General features: G+C 65.3%; 18 protein-coding genes and 1 pseudogene. 10 read left to right on the top strand and 9 right to left on the bottom strand.

The features are described 5' to 3' along the window. Window positions 1–4 precede the first annotated feature (4 nt). From XH92_RS19090 to XH92_RS19075, 4 genes and pseudogenes are all read left to right on the top strand, one after another. On the top strand, window positions 5–1,177 hold the full coding sequence (locus XH92_RS19090) for a M20 aminoacylase family protein (protein ID WP_194460568.1): 1,173 nt from the start codon (window positions 5–7) through the stop codon (window positions 1,175–1,177). Beyond that, window positions 1,170–2,588 carry an amidase gene (locus tag XH92_RS19085; protein WP_194460567.1) on the top strand — a complete coding sequence of 473 codons (1,419 nt, stop codon included), beginning with the start codon at window positions 1,170–1,172 and terminating at the stop codon, window positions 2,586–2,588. The genes XH92_RS19090 and XH92_RS19085 overlap by 8 nt, the downstream gene beginning before the upstream one ends. A gap of 130 nt (window positions 2,589–2,718) precedes the next feature. Continuing rightward, the gene (locus XH92_RS19080) at window positions 2,719–3,609 is read left to right on the top strand and encodes a crotonase/enoyl-CoA hydratase family protein (protein ID WP_194460566.1); all 891 of its coding nucleotides are present in this window, start codon (window positions 2,719–2,721) and stop codon (window positions 3,607–3,609) included. Continuing rightward, window positions 3,606–4,279 (top strand): annotated as a pseudogene (locus tag XH92_RS19075) (esterase/lipase family protein). The gene XH92_RS19080 and the pseudogene XH92_RS19075 overlap by 4 nt, the downstream one beginning before the upstream one ends. Window positions 4,280–4,360: 81 nt before the next feature. On the opposite strand, the gene XH92_RS19070 reads toward XH92_RS19075, so the two are convergent. The 3 genes from XH92_RS19070 to XH92_RS19060 all read right to left on the bottom strand — a co-directional run bounded on the left by XH92_RS19070 (window position 4,361) and on the right by XH92_RS19060 (window position 6,752). Then, window positions 4,361–5,335, bottom strand: a complete 975-nt coding sequence (locus XH92_RS19070; RefSeq protein ID WP_194460565.1) for an NADPH:quinone oxidoreductase family protein — start codon at window positions 5,333–5,335, stop codon at window positions 4,361–4,363. Then, window positions 5,335–5,946, bottom strand: coding sequence for a 2-hydroxychromene-2-carboxylate isomerase (locus tag XH92_RS19065; RefSeq protein WP_194460564.1), 612 nt, complete (start codon window positions 5,944–5,946; stop codon window positions 5,335–5,337). The genes XH92_RS19070 and XH92_RS19065 overlap by 1 nt, the downstream gene beginning before the upstream one ends. A gap of 101 nt (window positions 5,947–6,047) precedes the next feature. Then, window positions 6,048–6,752, bottom strand: coding sequence for a glutathione binding-like protein (locus XH92_RS19060; protein ID WP_194460563.1), 705 nt, complete (start codon window positions 6,750–6,752; stop codon window positions 6,048–6,050). Between the two features lie 99 nt (window positions 6,753–6,851). On the opposite strand from XH92_RS19060, the gene XH92_RS19055 reads away from it, so the two are divergent. Continuing rightward, a complete protein-coding gene (locus XH92_RS19055) occupies window positions 6,852–7,874 on the top strand; it encodes a methionine synthase (RefSeq protein WP_194460562.1) in 1,023 nt (340 codons plus the stop codon). Window positions 7,875–7,890: 16 nt separating this feature from the next. On the opposite strand, the gene XH92_RS19050 is transcribed toward XH92_RS19055, so the two are convergent. The 3 genes from XH92_RS19050 to XH92_RS19040 form a co-directional block, all read right to left on the bottom strand. After that, window positions 7,891–8,514 (bottom strand): hypothetical protein, encoded by a 624-nt coding sequence (locus XH92_RS19050; protein ID WP_194460561.1) that lies wholly within the window; start codon window positions 8,512–8,514, stop codon window positions 7,891–7,893. A 171-nt stretch (window positions 8,515–8,685) separates the two neighbouring features. Next, window positions 8,686–9,213, bottom strand: a complete 528-nt coding sequence (gene gpt / locus XH92_RS19045; protein ID WP_194460560.1) for a xanthine phosphoribosyltransferase — start codon at window positions 9,211–9,213, stop codon at window positions 8,686–8,688. Window positions 9,214–9,219: 6 nt separating this feature from the next. Further along, window positions 9,220–9,972 carry a molybdopterin-binding protein gene (locus XH92_RS19040; RefSeq protein ID WP_050625549.1) on the bottom strand — a complete coding sequence of 251 codons (753 nt, stop codon included), beginning with the start codon at window positions 9,970–9,972 and terminating at the stop codon, window positions 9,220–9,222. A gap of 225 nt (window positions 9,973–10,197) precedes the next feature. On the opposite strand from XH92_RS19040, the gene XH92_RS19035 reads away from it, so the two are divergent. From XH92_RS19035 to XH92_RS19015, 5 genes are all read left to right on the top strand, one after another. Then, window positions 10,198–11,616 carry a circularly permuted type 2 ATP-grasp protein gene (locus XH92_RS19035; protein ID WP_194460559.1) on the top strand — a complete coding sequence of 473 codons (1,419 nt, stop codon included), beginning with the start codon at window positions 10,198–10,200 and terminating at the stop codon, window positions 11,614–11,616. An 8-nt stretch (window positions 11,617–11,624) separates the two neighbouring features. Continuing rightward, window positions 11,625–12,569: an alpha-E domain-containing protein gene (locus XH92_RS19030; protein ID WP_194460558.1), complete on the top strand. Its 945-nt coding sequence runs from the start codon at window positions 11,625–11,627 to the stop codon at window positions 12,567–12,569. Window positions 12,570–12,728: 159 nt separating this feature from the next. After that, window positions 12,729–13,571: a transglutaminase family protein gene (locus tag XH92_RS19025; RefSeq protein WP_194460557.1), complete on the top strand. Its 843-nt coding sequence runs from the start codon at window positions 12,729–12,731 to the stop codon at window positions 13,569–13,571. 53 nt (window positions 13,572–13,624) lie between these two features. After that, window positions 13,625–14,467, top strand: a complete 843-nt coding sequence (locus XH92_RS19020) for an alpha/beta fold hydrolase (RefSeq protein WP_194460556.1) — start codon at window positions 13,625–13,627, stop codon at window positions 14,465–14,467. A gap of 62 nt (window positions 14,468–14,529) precedes the next feature. Continuing rightward, window positions 14,530–14,955, top strand: coding sequence for a carboxymuconolactone decarboxylase family protein (locus XH92_RS19015; protein ID WP_194460555.1), 426 nt, complete (start codon window positions 14,530–14,532; stop codon window positions 14,953–14,955). Between the two features lie 31 nt (window positions 14,956–14,986). Here XH92_RS19015 and XH92_RS19010 read toward each other — a convergent pair whose 3' ends face one another. Genes XH92_RS19010 through pdhA form a run of 3 tightly spaced genes read right to left on the bottom strand, consistent with a single transcriptional unit; the run spans window position 14,987 to window position 18,124 of the window. Then, a complete protein-coding gene (locus tag XH92_RS19010) occupies window positions 14,987–16,084 on the bottom strand; it encodes a dihydrolipoamide acetyltransferase family protein (RefSeq protein WP_194460554.1) in 1,098 nt (365 codons plus the stop codon). Between the two features lie 20 nt (window positions 16,085–16,104). Then, window positions 16,105–17,085, bottom strand: coding sequence for an alpha-ketoacid dehydrogenase subunit beta (locus tag XH92_RS19005; protein WP_194460553.1), 981 nt, complete (start codon window positions 17,083–17,085; stop codon window positions 16,105–16,107). Further along, window positions 17,078–18,124 carry a pyruvate dehydrogenase (acetyl-transferring) E1 component subunit alpha gene (pdhA, locus tag XH92_RS19000; protein ID WP_210345590.1) on the bottom strand — a complete coding sequence of 349 codons (1,047 nt, stop codon included), beginning with the start codon at window positions 18,122–18,124 and terminating at the stop codon, window positions 17,078–17,080. The genes XH92_RS19005 and pdhA overlap by 8 nt, the downstream gene beginning before the upstream one ends. Window positions 18,125–18,207 lie beyond the last annotated feature (83 nt).

Genomic DNA, 18,207 nt, shown 5'->3' with positions numbered 1-18,207 from the left:
GACCATGCCGACCATTGAGCGCATCGACAGTTTTGCCGACGAACTCACCGCCATCAGACGGGATCTGCATGCGCATCCGGAGATCGGCTTCGAGGAAGTCCGCACCTCCGGCATCGTCGCCGACAAGCTTGCGAGCTGGGGCATCGAGGTGCATCGCGGCCTCGGCGGCACCGGCGTGGTCGGCGTGCTCAAGGGCAAGGGCAACGGCACCAAGAAGATCGGCCTGCGCGCCGACATGGACGCGCTGCCGATGGAGGAGAACACCAATCTGAAGTGGCGCTCCACCATCCCCGGCCGCTTCCATGGCTGCGGCCATGACGGCCACACCACGATGCTGCTGGGCTCGGCGCGCTATCTCGCCGAAACCCGAAATTTCGACGGCACGGTGCATTTCATCTTCCAGCCGGCCGAGGAAGGCCTCGGCGGCGCGCGCGCCATGATCAAGGACGGCCTGTTCAAGCAGTTCCCCTGCGACGAGGTCTACGGCCTGCACAACGCGCCCGACCTCAACCATGGCGAGATCGCGATCCTGCCGGGCCCGGCAATGGCCGCAGCCGACTTCTTCGATATCAGGATCCAGGGCTACGGCGCCCATGGCGCGATGCCGGAGCGCTCCAAGGACGCGGTCGTGATCGCAATGACGCTCGGACAGGCGTTGCAGTCGATCGTCAGCCGCAACGTCGATCCGCTGCAGGCCGCGGTGCTGTCGATCACGCAGATCCATTCCGGGTCGGCGTACAACGTCATTCCCGGCGAAGCCTGGATGTGCGGCACGGTGCGCTGCTTCTCCGACGAGATCCGCGAGCTGATCCGCAAGCGCATGCGCGAAATCGCCGCCGGCTTTGCCGTGGCCTATGGCGCCGAAATCTCGGTCGAGATCCGCGATGGCTTCAGCGTCCTGGTCAATCAGGAAGAGCAGTCCCGCGTCGTCGAGGAAGTCGCGCGCACCGTTGTCGATCCGGCAAAGGTGATCACCCGCTCGACGCCCAAGATGGGCAGCGAGGATTTCGCCGACATGATGCAGGCCATTCCCGGCGCGTATTTCTGGGTCGGCCATGACGGTTCAGTGCCCGTGCACAATCCCGGCTACGTTCTCGACGACAAGATCCTGCCGATCGGCGCCAGCATGTTCGCCCGCATCATCGAGAAACGCATGCCGGCAGGTGCGCATGCATAAGCCGAAAGGGGACGCCATCACGTCGCTGCACGATCTCTCCGCCATCGACCTGCTCGCCGGCTATCGTGCCAAGCAGTTCTCGCCGTCCGAGGTGCTCGAGGACATCATCTCCCAGGTCGCGACCTGGGAGCCGCACATCAAGGCGCTGTATCTGTACGATCCCGAAGGCGCGCGGAAGGTCGCCAAGGCTTCGACCGAGCGCTGGCAGCAAGCCGAGCCGGCCGGCACGCTCGACGGCGTGCCCGTCACCATCAAGGACAACGTCGCCACCAAAGGCCAGCCGGTGCCGCTGGGCTCTGCCAGCGTCAAGCTCGCGCCGGCGGAAAAGGATGCGCCGCCTGCCGCGCGGCTGCGCGAAGCCGGCTGCGTGATCTTCTCCAAGACCACGATGCCGGATTACGGCATGCTGTCGTCAGGCCTGTCGTCGTTCCATCCCCTCACCCGCAATCCCTGGGATGTCAGCAAGAACCCCGGCGGCTCGAGCTCCGGCGCCGGCGCGGCCGGTGCTGCCGGTTACGGCCCACTGCATCTCGGCACCGATATCGGCGGCTCGGTGCGGCTGCCGGCCTCCTGGTGCGGCCTCGTCGCGCTGAAGCCGAGCCTCGGCCGCGTGCCGATCGATCCACCCTATGTCGGCCGCGTCGCCGGCCCGATGACCCGCACCGTCGACGATGCCGCGCTGATGATGAGCGTATTGTCGCGCCCAGATCGCCGCGACGGCATGAGCCTGCCGGCGCTGGAAGTGAACTGGAAGGCGTTGGAGAAGTCGCCGCGCAAGCTGCGCATCGGGCTGATGCTCGATGCCGGATCCGGCCAGAAGGTCGAGAAGGAGGTTCGCGAAATCGTCGTCAAGGCGGGGAAGGCGTTCGAATCCGCCGGCGCCGTCATCACCGAGATCGACGGCATCCTGACGCCGGAGATGCTCGAAGGGCTCGACAATTTCTGGCGGGCGCGGACCTGGGACGAGCTGTCGAAGCTGTCGCAGGCCGACCGCGGCAAGACCCTGCCCTACATCCTCAACTGGGCCGAGGCCGGCGCAAAGCTCTCCGGCGTCGACGTGGTGCGCGGCTTCAACCAGACGATGGCGATCCGCGCGGCCGCCGCAAAACTGTTCTGCGAAGTCGACTACGTGATCTCGCCGGTGTCGCCGGTCGTGAATTTCCCTGCGGAGTTCGCAGCGCCGCTCAACGACCCGGCAAAGCCGTTCGAGCACATCTGCTTTACCGTGCCGTGGAATATGTCGGAGAACCCGGCGCTGTCGATCAACGGCGACTACGACAAGAAGGGCTTTCCGATCGGCGTCCAGATCATCGGCCGCCGCTTCGACGACATCGGCGTGCTCGGCATGGGCAAGGCGTTCGAAGGCCTGCGCGGCCCGCAGAAGCCGTGGCCTGCGCCACCGAAGAAGTAGCGCCTCAACGCAAGTGGGGATGCGCGGAACCACGCCGCGCATCCCCACTTCTTCACAAGGGATGATTGCCGGGTTAACTGGATGACGACGCACGTCGTTCATTCAAGAAAACCGAGAGGAAATCATCCCCATGGCGTATGAGACGATCAAGTACGAGGTCGCCGAGCAGATCCTGACCATCACGCTGAACCGGCCCGACAAGCTCAACGCCTTCAACGCCACGATGCAGCAGGAGCTGATCGACGCGTTCGACAAGGCCGACAAGGACGACGACGTCAGGGCAATCATCGTGACCGGCGAAGGCCGCGGCTTCTGTGCCGGCGCCGATCTATCCTCCGGTGCCAACACTTTCGATCGCGATGCGCGGCGCGGCCCGGTCAAGCGCAATGCCGACGGCAGCGTCGACTATAGCGATCCGCAGGTGCGCGACGGCGGCGGCCAGGTGACGCTGCGCATCTTCAAGTGCCTGAAGCCTGTGATCGCCGCGGTGAACGGCCCGGCGGTCGGCATCGGCGTCACCATGCAGCTTGCGATGGATATCCGCATTGCGTCGGAGGCCGCGCGCTTCGGCTTCGTGTTCTCGCAGCGCGGCATCGTGCCGGAAGCCGCCTCGAGCTGGTTCCTGCCGCGCATCGTCGGCATCTCGCAGGCGCTGGAGTGGTGCTACTCGGGCCGCGTCTTCCCGGCGCAGGAAGCGCTTGCCGGCCGGCTCGTGAGCAAGGTGGTGCCGCCCGCCGATCTGTTGCCGACCGCGCGTGCGCTCGCCAAGGAGTTCGCGGCCAAGACCGCGCCGGTGTCGGTGGCGCTGATCCGCCAGATGATGTGGCGCATGATGGGCGCCGACGATCCGATGGAGGCGCACAAGGTCGACAGCCGCGGCATCTATGCCCGCGGCCGCTCCGAGGACGTCAAGGAAGGCGTGGTGTCGTTCCTGGAAAAGCGTCCGGCGCAGTTCAAGAACAAGGTGTCGTCTGATATGCCGGACTATTTCCCGTGGTGGCAGGAGCGCGACTATAAGTGAGCGAACGGCGTCCCGCGGCGCCCACGCCTGACGGCGTCGTCCTGCTGCACGGCATCAGCAGGACGGCGCGCTCGTTTCGCAGGATGGAGCTGGCGCTCGGGGATGCCGGCTTTGCCACGCTCAATCTCGACTATGACAGCCGGCGCAAGCCTCTCGATGCGCTGGCCGAGGATATCCACCCCGCGCTCGATCGCTTCGTACAGAGCCGCGACGGCGCCGTGCATTTCGTCTGCCATTCCATGGGCGGCCTGCTCGCCCGCGTCTATCTCGCACGACATCGCCCCGCGCGGCTCGGCCGCGTCGTGATGCTGGGCACGCCAAACGGCGGCAGCGAGATCGCCGACCGCCTGAAGAACCTCGCGGCCTATCGCGCCTTCTTCGGCCCGGCCGGCCAGCAGCTCGGCACCCGCCGCGATGCCGCGACCAGCGCGCTGCTGCCGCCGATCGATTACGAGGCCGGTATCATCGCCGGCGACCGCTCGGTCTATCCGATCACGTCGATCGGCCTGCCGCGTCCGCATGACGGAAGGGTGTCGGTCGCCAACACCAGGCTCGACGGCATGGCCGATCACATCGTGATCCGCACCTCGCATCCCTGGCTGGTGCGCAACCGGGAGCGATCGCGCAAACCATCGCATTCCTGCGCGATGGCAGGTTCGCGAAATCGTAGGGCGGATTAGCGCAGCGTAATCCGCCGCCGTCGCCGAGATGCGGCGGGTTACGCCTGACGGCTAACCCGCCCTACGCACGTTCACCGAGTGATCAGCGCCACACGCCCGATCGCCTTGCGTTCGATCAACAGCCGCATCGCCTTCGCATAGTCTTCCAGCGGCAGCCGGTGTGAGATATTTGGCCGCACCTTACCGGCTTGGGCCCATTCGCTCAGCGCCTTGAACCTGACCTCGCCGAGCGCCGGATCCTTCCGCACCGCCTCACCGGCGCGGACGCCGAGCACGCTGGCGCCCTTGATCATCAACAGATTGGTGCGGGCAAGCCCGATGCCGCCGGTGAAGCCGACCACGAGAATCCGCGCGCCCCAGTTGATGCAGCGCATCGAGTTCTCGAACACCTCGCCGCCGACGGGATCGAACACCACATCGGCGCCGCGGCCGTCGGTGATGCGCTTGACGGCATCGCGGAACGGCTCGCGCGCATAGAGCACGAGATGATCCGCGCCGCGCGCCCTGGCGATCGCAAGCTTCTCCTCGGATGAGGCCGCCGCGATCACGGTGGCGCCGAGCAGCTTGCCGATCTCGACCGCTGCAAGTCCGACGCCGCCGCCGGCGCCGTGCACCAGCAGCACCTCGCCCGGCTTGATCTGCCCGCGGTCGATCAGCGCGTGATAGGCGGTGCCGTGCGCAGCGAGGAAGGTCGCGCCCTCGGCATAGTCGAAGGTCGACGGCACCGGCACGAGCTGCGACGGCACGGCGACCGTCTCATCGCAATAGGCGCCGAAACGCATCTTGACGATCACCTTGTCGCCGACGGCGACGCCGGCCGCATCATTGACCTCGACGACATCGCCGGCGGCTTCCGAGCCCGGCGTGAACGGCAGCGGCGGCTTGAGCTGGTACTCACCGGCGGCCATCAGTATGTCGGGGAAATTGATCCCGGCGGCGCGGATCGCGACCCGCACCTGCCCCGGCTGCAAAGCCACCGAGGCAAAATTCTCGAGCTGAAGGCGCTCGGGCGGGCCGAGCTCACGGCAAACGACGGCTTTCGGCATCAGGCGGCCCGCGCCTTGAGACGGGCCAGCGCCTCGCGGATCAGCGGCAGGCGGTCATTGCCGAAATACATGTCGGTCTTGTCGAGATAGATCGTGGGCGAGCCGAAGCCGCCGCGCGCCATCACTTCCTCTGTATTGGCCTTGAGCTGGTCCTTGATCGTCTGATCGGCGATGCCGGCAAGGAATTTTTCAGGATCGATCCCGAGCTTGGTGCAGATCTCGGTCAGCACCGCATCCTGCGAGATGTCCTTGTCGTCGCCCCAATAGGCCTCGAACACGGCGCGCGCGAACGGCACCATCTTCTCGTTGCCGAGAAGGATGCAGCCGCGCATCGCCTTGACGCTGTTCACCGGGAATACGGTCGGCGGCATCTTGATCGCAAGGCCGGCCGAGCGCGCCCAGTCGCCGAGATCCTTCTTCATGTAGCGCGCCTTCAGCGGCACCGGCGTCTCGCGCTGCGCGTAGACCGACGGATTGACGGTGTTGAAGATGCCGCCGACCAGGATCGGCCGCCAGGTGATCGGCGCGTCGAACTCCTTCGCCAGCGGCTGGATGTTGTGCCAGGCGAGATAGGTCCACGGGCTGGAACAGTCGAAGAAGAATTCGATCATTGGCGTTTCCCTTTATCTTTTTCCAGTTTCATTGTCGTCATTCCGGGAAACGCCGCAAGGCGCAGAGCGCGCGACCGTGTCGCGCCACGGAATAACGGGCATCATTTCTTCTCGACCAGCTCCTTCGCACGCTGGCCGAACATGTTCTTGCGTGATTCCTCGTCGAACGGCTCCTTGACGAATTTTCCGATCGCAAGGCCCGCCTGCACTTGCGGGCGGGCGCGCACGGTCGCGTACCAGCGCTTGATGTTCGGGTAGTCGTCGAGCGTGAAGCCCTGCGCCTTGTGGGTCATGGTCCAGGGGAAGCAGGCGATGTCGGCGATCGAATAGTCGTCGCCGGCGATGTAGGCACCGGTCTTGCCGAGCTGGCGGTCGAGCACGCCATAAAGCCGCGCCGTCTCGTCGCGGTAACGCTCGATCGCATAGGGAATCTTCTCGGCCGCATAGAGCGCGAAATGGCCGTGCTGGCCGAGCATCGGCCCGAGGCCGCCCATCTGCCACATCACCCATTGGATGACGTTCGACCGCGCCCGCAGCTCCCTCGACAGGAAGCGGCCGGTCTTGTCGGCGAGATAGATCAGGATGGCGCCGGTCTCGAACACCGAGAACGGCCCGCCGCCGCCGGCGGGCGCATGGTCGATGATCGCGGGGATCCGGTTGTTCGGGCTGATCGCCAGGAATTCGGGCCGGAACTGCTCGCCGGCGCGGATGTTCACCGGGATCACCGTGTACGGCAGCCCGAGTTCCTCCAGCATGATCGAGATCTTCCAGCCGTTCGGCGTCGGCGCGTAGTGCAGGTCGATCATCGGCGTCCACTTCCCCATCACAAAGACTTTTGTTGTTCTGTACCCCCACTCTAGGACATGGCACACAGGCGCTCAATCAGAACCCATCGGGAGGCACCCATGCTGTTTCCAACCACGATCGCAGGCTCCCTGCCGAAGCCGGAATGGCTCGCCGAGCCGAACATGCTGTGGGCACCCTGGAAGTCGGAAGGCGCCGAGCTCGCCCGTGCCAAGCGCGACGCCACCGTGCTCGCGGTCAAGCTGCAGGAGGATGCCGGCGTCGACATCGTCACCGAGGGCGAGCAGGCGCGCCAGCACTTCGTGCACGGTTTCCTGGAACGGATCGAGGGCATCGATTTCGCCCATAAGGTCGAGATGGGCATCCGCAAGGACCGCTACAAAGCGATGGTGCCGCAGGTGGTCGCGCCGCTCCAGCTCAAGGGCCGCGTCCATGAGAACGAGGCGCGCGCGGCGCGCGCCCATACAAGGAACTGGCTGAAATTCACCCTGCCCGGCCCGATGACGATCATCGATACCATCGCCGACCAATATTACGGCGACCGCGTCAAGATGGCGTTCGCCTTCGCGGAGCTGTTGAACCAGGAGGCCAAGGCGCTACAGGCCGACGGCGTCGACATGATCCAGTTCGACGAGCCGGCGTTCAACGTCTACATGGACCAGGTCCGCGACTGGGGCATCAAGGCGCTGGAGCGCGCGGCCGAAGGCCTGACCTGCGCCACCGCCGTGCATATCTGCTACGGCTACGGCATCAAGGCCAACACCGATTGGAAGCAGACGCTCGGCGGCGAGTGGCGACAATATGAAGAGACCTTCCCGGTAATCGACAAGAGCACGATCCAACAGGTCGCGATCGAATGCCGCAACTCGAAGGTGCCGATCGAGCTGCTAGCGGCGCTCCCCGGCAAGATCGTGCAGGCCGGCGTGATCGACGTCGCCAGCGACGAGGTCGAGACCGCGGAAGACGTCGTCAAGGTGATCGAGGCGGTCGCGAAGCACGTGCCGAAGGGCAACATCATCGCGACCACCAATTGCGGCATGGCGCCGATGCGGCGGGATATCGCCGAAGCCAAGCTGATCGCGCTGGGTGCTGGTGCAAAGCTGGCGCGGCAGCGGCTGGCGTAAGCGCCGCGTTGGCGGTTCAGCCCAAAGCGGCAGCCGTGCTCGGATGCAGCACCGGCCGATAGCCGGCCTGAAATGCACGAACGGTCGACGGCGGTGTCAACAGCATCGCGGGAGCGGTCGCATCGGCTCGCTCGTAGCCGCCGAACGACCAGCGCAAGGTCTTGCCACCGGCAACGAGGTAACTTTCGCCGTTCGCCTGCACCATCGTGCCGTCGGGCAGTTCGTCAATCGGCATCGGCAGCGGATGCAGCCGCTTCTTGCCGCGCTCGAGCCGCTCGGCGTGCAGCACCGCATCCATCGCCTTGGCGCTGAGGTCGCTGACGCCATTGCCCTCCTCCCACGCGGCGCGAAACCGCTTGGCGTCGTCGCGGCGGCAGTAGAAGCAGGGCCGGTGCCCGGCCGCGAACGCGGTCGCTTCATCGAGGAAGAACAGTTCGGTCCAGCTCTGCCGGCTCATCACCTTGCGTCGCCGTCCCCTGAACTCGCAGACGCAGGTGAGCCAGGCCGGGCTCGACCAGCGCTTGTTCAAGAGCGTCCGCGTCGCCGGATCGTGGATGATGCCGCGATTGCCGGTGAAGGTGCCGCGATGCTCTGACGCGACGATGTCGCCGGTGGGCGTGACGCGGTTTTGCAGGGGCATGCTTCTTTACTTCCCCCTCGCCCCGCTCTTGCGGGGAGAGGGTTGGGGTGAGGGGCTATGTCCGCAAAGATAGTGAGAGATGAACTCGCGGTGAGTCCCCCTCACCCGGATCGCATTGCGCTGCACGGCATGCGATCCGACCTCTCCCCGCAAGCGGGGCGAGGTGGAAGTCTACGCCGCCCCATCCCTGATCGGCGGCTGGAACGACAGCGCGGTGTCCCAGGGAAAGAAGATCCAGGTGTCCTGCGACACCTCGGTGATGTAGGTGTCGACCAGCGGGCGCCCCTTCGGCTTGGCATAGACCGTCGCGAAATGCGCGTCTGGCAGCATCTCGCGCACCAGCTTGCCGGTCTTGCCGGTGTCGACGAGGTCGTCGACGATCAAGAGCCCCTTGCCGGTGCCGCCGCCGAGCTCGGCGGTCTGCTCCGAAATGCCCTTGAGTACCTTCAGGTCGCCCTGCTTGTCGTGGTCGTAGCTGGCGATGCAGACGGTATCGATCACCCGCAAGCCAAGCTCGCGCGCCACGATCGCCGCCGGCACCAGCCCGCCGCGGGTGATCGCGATCACCGCGTGAAACGGACCGACTTCGTTGAGCCGCCAGGTCAGCGCCCGGCAGTCCCGGTGGAATTGATCCCACGAGACCGGGAACGGCCTGCCGGCCCGATCCTGCACACTCGGTTCAGAATTTCGCTCGACCATGTCGCCTCAACCCGCCGGCTTCTTCTGCGCGGCCTGCACCTGCTTCAACATCTCCTTCACCGCGGCCATCGCCGCGGCGAGCTTTTCCGGATCGCGGGAGCGGACCACCAGGTTGGTGTTCGGCTTCTGGTTCTCGTCCTGGAACGGATAGCTGCCGATGATGGTGTCGGGATTGGCTTCAGCGATCGCCCGCAGCGGACCGCCGATATCGCCCTCCCGCGCGTCGGCGCGGACCGAGTCCGACAGCATCCGCACGCCGGACTTCAGGGTCGGCGCCACGATGTCCATCATCGCCTGCATGATGGTGGGGATGCCGGCCATCACGATCACGTTGCCGAGCTTGAAGCCCGGCGCCAGGATGGTCGCGCTCTGGATCAGCTCGGCGCCGTCGGGCACCCGGGCCATTCTGAGCCGCGCCTCGTTGAGGTCCTGCTCGCTCCAGCGCTCCCTGAACCGCGCCACCACATCGGGATGATGGTGGATATCGACCCCGAACGCCTTCGCCACGCTGTCGGCGGTGATGTCGTCATGGGTCGGCCCGATGCCGCCGGTGGTGAACACGTAGGTGTACCTATGCCGCAGCGCATCAAGGGCGGAGATGATGTCGGCCTCGTCGTCGGCAACGACGCGAACCTCCTTCAGGTCGATGCCGATATTGGTCAGATATTCGGCGATGAAGCCGATGTTCTTGTCCTTGGTCCGGCCGGACAGGATCTCGTCGCCGATCACCAATATCCCCGCCGTGACGATCTCGCTCATGGTCTCATTCCCTAACTTGATCCCCTGACATTGCCGATCCAATGCCTTGATGTCACGGGGTTTTGCCGCCGAATTAAGCAGACCTCAGCCGGTTTTTCGGGCAGGCCTTCAGCTTCACCCTTAGCAAATGCCACAAGCCAATGCATATCGCGCTGGCCCGCCCCTTGCTACCATCCCATCAAGTCATGCACTGTGTCACATGGCTTGGGAGGGCAGTCGGGATATATGGCAGTCGCGTTCGATGAGATGAACGGCCTTGGCGAGGATCTCCGCCCGGCCTACCAGGAGCTCTCCCGCTGGCTCAAAGAGACGCCGCCGGACGCGCTCGAATATCGACGCCAGGAAGCGGAGCTCCTGTTCCGCCGGATCGGCATCACCTTCGCGGTCTACGGCGATTCCGAGGCCCAGGAGCGGCTGATCCCCTTCGACGTCATCCCGCGCATCATGTCCGCGACCGAGTGGACGCTGCTGGAGAAGGGCCTGAAGCAGCGTGTGCTCGCGCTCAACATGTTCCTGAAGGACATCTATCACGGCCGCGACATCCTGCGCGCCAACGTCATCCCGGAAGACCTGATCTTCCAGAACCCGGTGTTCCGGCCGGAGATGAACGGCCAGGACGTGCCGCACGACATCTACGTCCACATCGCCGGCATCGACATCATCCGCACCGATCCGGACAATTTCATCGTGCTGGAGGACAATGCGCGCACGCCGTCCGGCGTGTCCTACATGCTGGAAAACCGCGAGATCATGATGCGGCTGTTTCCGGACCTGTTCGCGCGGCATCGCGTCGCGCCGGTGGAGCGCTATCCGGACGAGTTGCTGTCGGCGCTGCGCTCGGTGGCGCCGCACAGCGCTTCCGCCGAGCCGACGGTCGCGCTGATGACGCCGGGCGTCTACAACTCGGCCTATTACGAGCACTCGTTCCTAGCCGACAAGCTCGGCATCGAGCTGGTCGAGGGGCGCGACCTCATCGTCAAGAACGACGAGGTGTTCATGCGCACCACCGAGGGGCTGAAGCGGGTCGACGTGATCTACCGCCGCGTCGATGACGACTTCCTCGACCCCCTCACCTTCCGGCCGGATTCCGCGCTCGGCGTCCCCGGGCTGATGTCGGCCTACGCGGCCGGCAACATCACGCTCGCCAACGCGGTCGGCACCGGGATCGCCGATGACAAGGCGATCTATTCCTACATGCCCGACGTGGTGAAGTTCTATCTCGGCGAGGAGCCGATCCTGAAGAACGTGCAGACCTGGCGCTGCCGCGAACCGCAGGATTTGTCCTACGTGCTCGACAACCTCGCCGACCTCGTCGTCAAGGAAGTGCACGGCTCGGGCGGCTACGGCATGCTGATCGGTCCTGCCGCCACCAAGGCGACCATCGAGGCGTTCCGCGACAAACTCAAACGCGAGCCGGAGGGCTTCATCGCCCAGCCGACGCTGGCGCTGTCGACCTGCCCGACCTGCACCGACAAGGGCCTGGCGCCACGCCATGTCGACCTCCGCCCGTTCGTGCTGACCGGCTCGAGCCAGACCACCATCGTCCCCGGCGGGCTGACGCGGGTGGCGCTCAAGGAAGGCTCGCTCGTGGTCAATTCGAGCCAAGGCGGCGGCACCAAGGACACCTGGATACTGAGCGAGTAGTTGAAAGCATGCTGTCGCGCACCGCTGAAAACCTGTTCTGGCTGGCCCGTTACGTGGAACGTGCCGAATACCTCGCGCGCACGATCGACGCTACGCTCCGCGTCACCGCGCTGCCCGCGGCCTATGTCGGCAAGACCAATGAGTGGGACTCCGCGCTGCTCACCGCCGGCGTCGGCGCGAGCTTCTACGATCACTATCCGGAAGCCAACGAGCAGAACGTCATCGAATATCTCTCGTTCGCGTCGGAGAATCCGTCCTCGATCAAGAACTGCATCGAGGCCGCCCGGCTCAATTCGCGCTCGGTGCGCACCGCGCTGACCTCGGAGATGTGGGACACCATCAACTCGGCGTGGATCGAGCTGCAGGCGGTCTGGAACAAGGGTCCCGCCAACCGCGAGGAGCTGGCGAAATTCCTGCGCTTCGTGCAGGAGACCTCGCTGCGCTTCGACGGTTCGGCCTACCGGACCATGCTGCGCAACGATGCCTACTGGTTCTCGCGGCTCGGCGTGCATCTCGAGCGCGCCGACAACACCGCCCGCATTCTCGACGTGAAGTATCACGTGCTGCTGCCCGAGGAAGAGCATGTCGGCGGCCCGCTGGACTACTACCAGTGGACCTCGATCCTGCGCTCGGTGTCGGCAACGACCGCCTATCACTGGGTCTACCGGGAAACGCTGAAACCCTGGCTGATCGCCGACCTCTTGATCCTCAACGACACGCTGCCGCGGTCGCTCGCCAGCTGCTACAGCAATCTGGTGCGCAATCTGGACCAGATCGGCGTCGCCTACGGCCGCCAGGGCGCCTCCCAGCGCCACGCCCGCGGCATCAGGAACCGGCTCGAGCACAGCCACATGGACGATATCTTCCAGCACGGCGTGCACGAATTCATCCAGGAATTCATCGCCGACAATTCGCGGCTGGGCGAGATCATCACCAAGCAATACCTGATCTAACCGATACGGCCGAAAAGTGCTCAAATTGTCGTCATGGCGGGCTTCACGCCGGCCATGGATGTCTTGCTTTCGCGGCCGATTAGGACGAAAGACGTGATGCTCGGCATGGGGCCGGGCATGACGTTCCTGCCCAGAAGACCGACTGAACGCGGTTGAGCCATGCGCCTGCGGATAGCCCACACCACCACCTATCGCTACGAGCCGGCGGCCTCGGGCGTGATCCAGATTCTGCGGATGACACCGGGTAGCCATGATGGCCAGTATGTCGCGGATTGGCAGATCGACGTCTCGACCGATTCCCGGCTCGACACCCATGAGGATGCGTTCGGCAACGTCACCCATGTGCTGACGCACGGCTCGATCAGTGACCTCACCATCCACTGCGAAGGCCTGGTCGAGACCCAGGACACCGGCGGCGTGCTGAAAGGCAGCGACGAGCGGTTTCCGCCGAGCCTGTTCCTGCGCCCCACGGCGCTGACCGACCTCAACCCGGCGATGACGAGTTTCGTGCGCGAGCTGCGCGCGGAGGCAGGTAGCGACGTGCTCGGCTTCCTGCACGCGCTGATGGTGCAGATCTACGAGCACATGACCTTCGACGAGGACCCGACCAACAGCGCCACCTCGGCCTCCGAGGCGTTCGCGCTGAAGCGCGGGGTCTGCCAGGATTACGCGCATATCCTGATCGCCTGCGCGCGCGCCGGCGGCGTTCCGGCGCGGTTCGTCTCCGGCCACTTCCTGCGCTCCGACGGCATGGTCAACCAGCAAGCCGGCCACGCCTGGGCCGAGGCCTTCGTGCCGGATTTGGGCTGGGTCGGCTTCGACGCCGCCAACGGCATCTGCACCACCGACGCCCATGCCCGCGTCGCGATTGGCCTCGACTATCTCGGCGCCGCCCCCGTTCGCGGCACCCGCTATGGCGGCGGCAGCGAGACCCTGACGGTCGCGGTCAAGGTCGACCAGGCCGGCCGCCCCGGGCAATGGCAGAGCCAGACGCAGTCGTAGGCGGACGTCACACACGTCATTCCGGGAGCGCGCCTGTTAGCGCGAGCATCATCATGGACCGACGTCTCTTTCTCGCAACCGCCTTGTTCGGCGTGGCGCGCATCCCGCGTGCCGACGCGCTCGAGCGCTGGCAGACTTTGCCCGCAACACCGGCGCCGATCGCGGGGCGCAGCGCCTATGCCGAGGTCAACGGGATCAGCCTGTTCCATGTCGAAACCGGCGAAGGCAGCCCGGTGGTCTTTCTCCACGGCGGGCTTTCCAATTCCGATTACTTCGGCCTGCAGGTGCCGGAAGTCGCGCGGCGGCATCGGGTGATTTGCGCCGACAGCCGCGGCCACGGCCGCAGCGGCCGCAATGCGCAGCCGTTCGGCTATGACCTGATGACCGACGATGTCGTGGCGTTGCTCGACTACCTGAAGATTCCGCGCGCGGCGATCGTCGGCTGGAGCGACGGCGCCATCATCGGGCTGGATATGGCGATGCGCCATCCCGACCGGGTGACCAGCGTGTTCGCGTTCGGCGCCAACACCCAGGCGTCGGGGCTGAAGCCCGACATCGACAAGAACCCGACCTTCGCGCAGTTCATCGCGCGGGCGAAGACCGAGTATGAACGGCTGTCGCCGACGCCGGGCGAGTACGATCAGTTCCTGCAGCAGATCGAGAAGATGTGGGATAGCCAGCCGAACTGGACCGACGAGCAGTTGCGCACGATCCGCGCGCCGGTGCTGATCGCGGACGGCCAATACGACGAAGGCATCAGGCGCGAGCATACCGAATACATGGCCGCGACCATTCCGGGCGCCGGCCTGCTCATCCTGCCCAATGCCAGCCACTTCGCATTCCTGCAGGATCCTGCGCTTTTCAACGCCGCGCTACTGGATTTTCTTGGCTCCTGATCTCAGCCGCGCCGGCCCTGCTATGATCGCTGCTGCTTCAAACCGACGTAATGAGACAAGCCATGGCAACCGTGAAACTGCTTTCCGACGACGAACTCTCGACCGAGGCCCGCGCCGTGTTCGACGACATCCGCAAGACCCGGAACTCCGACTTCATCAACAATTTCTGGCGCGCGCTCGCGCATGATCCGAAGACGCTGCGGCGAACCTGGGAGAGCATCAAGGAGGTGATGGCCCCGGGCACGCTCGACCCGAAGGTCAAGGAGATGCTCTACGTGGCCGTCTCGGTTGCCCACGGCTGCAGCTATTGCATTCACTCGCACACCGCGGGCGCCCGCGCCAGGGGCATGACCGACGCCGAATATCAGGAAATGCTGGCAATCGTCGGCATGGCCGCCGAGACCAACCGGCTGGTCACGGCGCTCGGCGTGCCGGTCGACGAGGCCTTCCTCGTCGATGCACCTGCGGGACAGAGGCAGGAGCCGTGAACGCTCCTGCCCGTCTCGCGAATGAGTGATGTCACGAAATGCGCTCAACGTCGGATTTGAGGACGACCAGGAAACGGGCAGCTTCGCCGCCCGTCACCACCCGATGATCGAAGGTCAGCGATAGCGGCAGCGTGCGTCGGACCGCAACCTGCCCCCGAAGCGCGACCACGCGCTCCGAAATCCGCCCGGCGCCGACGATCGCCGTCTGCGGCGGCACGATGATGAGATTGGCAAACCGGCCTCCGATCATGCCGAAGTTCGACAACGTGATCGTCGCACCGCGCAGTTCCTCCGGAGGTATCGCGCGCGCGATTGCGTCGGCTCGCAGGCGGTCGAGTCCGGCCCGCAGGTCCGATACGCTCCGCTCCGCGACATTGCGCAGCACGGGAACGATCAGGCCGCCGCCGGTGTCGACGGCGATGCCAAGATCGATGCGCTCGATCAGGCGCCGTTCTCCCGTACCGGAATGATACCAGGCATTGAGCGCGGGCTCTGCCTTGCAGGCAGCGGCGATCGCCCGCGCCAGGCGGATTGTCACGTCCTCGCCCTGCCGCCAATCGTCGATGTCGGCTTCATCGGTGACCGTCGCGGGGACGATTTCCGCGTGCGCTGCCGTCATGCGTTGGGCCATCGCGCGGCGCAAGCCGCGCAGCGGCTCGGCCGGTCCGCTGTGAGACATCCGCTTCGCCGCCCTCTCGACATCGGCCCGCGTGATGGTGCCGCCGGGCCCGGTCGCCTCGACGAGATCGAGCGCGACGTCAAGCTTGCGCGCAAGGGCGCGCACCGCCGGAAACACTTGGGCTCCCTGCCCGCTGGGCTGCGAAGCAGTTGCTGGAGCCCGCCGTTGCTCGCCGGTGTCGAGTTCGCCCACAATCGTGCCGGTGTCCTGCCCGGCCTCCTCGGCAAACTCGGCGAGCGGCGCGCCGACCTTCACGATATCGCCCTTGGCACCGAACAGGCGCGCGATGCGTCCGCTCGACGGCGCCGGTATCTCGACCACCGCCTTGTCGGTCTCGACCGAAACCAGCGGCTGATCGGTCACGACGTGATCGCCCTCGTTGACGTACCAGGTGACGATCTCAGCTTCTTCAAGACCTTCACCAAGGTCCGGCAACGTGAACTGGCGCATGGCACGAGGTCCGTTGGTGTTCAGTTGTACTGGTGCGCCTTTCGGGCTGCGGTCACGATGCGTCCGACCGACGGCATGTACCGTTGCTCGAGGCGGGCCATCGGGATGATCGTGTCGTAGCCGGTGACGCGGGTCACGGGTGCGAGCAGCGAGGATAGTCCGCGCTCGGCGATCATGGCTGCGATCTCCGCGCCAAATCCGCCGGTGTGCGCGGCCTCGTGCACGATGACGCAGCGCCCGGTCTTTGCGACCGACCTGAGCACGGTGGTTTCATCGTAGGGCTTGAGCGTGGCGAGGTCGATAACCTCGGCAGCGATGCTCTCGTCGGCGAGCGCGTCCGCTGCGGCCATCGTTTCCTTCAGCATCGCACCCCAGCTGATCAGCGTGACGTCGCGACCTTCCCTCTCGACAAAGGCGCGATCCATCGGCAAGGCTTCGCCGTTGTCCTCGACCTCGCCTTTCACGGCGCGGTACAACCGCGTCGGCTCCAGGAACACCACCGGATCGGGATCGCGGATCGCAGCGAGGAGAAGTCCATAGGCGCGCTCCGGCGAAGAAGGCATCACGACACGCAAGCCCGGAATGTGGGCCAACATCGCCTCAGTGCTCTCGGAATGATGCTCGGGTGCGCGAATGCCGGCACCATGCGGCGTGCGCAGAACCATCGGACAAGTGAGCCGTCCCTGGGTACGGTTGCGCATCCGTGATGCGTGGTTCACCAGCTGATCGAGACAGGGATAGATAAATCCCATGAACTGGATTTCGCCGACCGGCTTCAATCCCTGCGCGGCCATGCCGACGCAAAGCCCACTGATCAGGAGTTCGGCAAGCGGCGTATCGAGGACGCGCTCCGGACCAAAGCGCTCCTGCAAGCCGATGGTCGCGCGGAAGACGCCGCCGTTGACGCCGACATCTTCGCCGAGCACGACCACATCGGGATCATCCGCCATGACGCGGCCGAGCGCCAGATTGATGGCTTCGACCAACGTGACTTCAGGCATCGTCCTCTCCCGCGAGTTCGCGGCGCTGCGCGGCATACGGCTCGGGCAGCTCGGCATAGAGGTTGTCGAACATGGTTTCTGCTCGGCGCGGCGGCGTCTTCAGATAGCGCTCCACCGCCGCCTCGATGCGCTCATGGCACTCGGCGGCAAGCTGTTCCTCGTCCGCCTTGGTCCACATCTTCTGACCCACAAGATAGGACCTGAGGCGCGCGATCGGCTCTTCCTTCCAATGCGCCTGGACTTCTTCGGCCGAACGATAGCGCAATGCATCATCCGACGTCGTGTGATCGCCGAGCCGATAGGTGACCGCTTCGATGAAGTGAGGGCCCTTGCCATCGCGGGCAGCGGCAATGGCCTCCGCGGCGGCGGCGCGCATCGCCACCACGTCGCACCCATCCACTTGCTCGCCGCTGAACCCGGCAGCGATCGCCTTCTGGGCCAACGTTTCAGACGCGGTTTGCAGCCGCAGCGGCACCGATATGGCCCATTGATTGTTGGTGGCGACGAACACGAGCGGCAATTTGTGAACGCCGGCGAAATTCATGGCCTCGTAGACATCGCCTTTCGAGGTGGCGCCGTCGCCGAACATGCAGACGGCCACGCGTGGCTCCTTGCGCAACTTCAGGGCATAGGCAACGCCAGCGGCATGCGGTGCCTGTGATCCGACGGGAACGCAGAACGGGAAATCGTGCACCGGACCGGAGAATTGATTGCCGCGTTCATCGCCGCCCCAGAACAGCAGAATCTCCTCCAGCGCGACGCCACGCCAGAGCAACGCGCCATTGTCGCGATAGGAGGGCAACAAAACGTCATCCTCCCGCATCGCACTCGCGATGCCGACCGACACGGCCTCCTGGCCGAGCGAAATGGCATAGGTTCCCAGCCGACCAGTGCGCTGCAATGCAACAGCCTTTCGGTCGAACAGACGCAAGAGCACCATCGACCGGTAAAGTTCGACCAGTAGCTTGGCATCGGTGGCGAAGGCAGGAAGCGGCCGCTCGATCGAGCCGTCGGGCGCGAGGTAATTGCGGCGGCGCACCTCAAAGCGCGCAATGACGGGGAGCTCTTCGTTCGCTCTTTTGCTGGCCACGCTCTCGCTCCTGGAGCGGTTCTGCGTCCCAC

The organism is Bradyrhizobium sp. CCBAU 53421, from assembly GCF_015291625.1.
Classification (GTDB): Bacteria; Pseudomonadota; Alphaproteobacteria; order Rhizobiales; family Xanthobacteraceae; genus Bradyrhizobium.
This window is presented reverse-complemented; position numbering and strand designations above follow the sequence as displayed.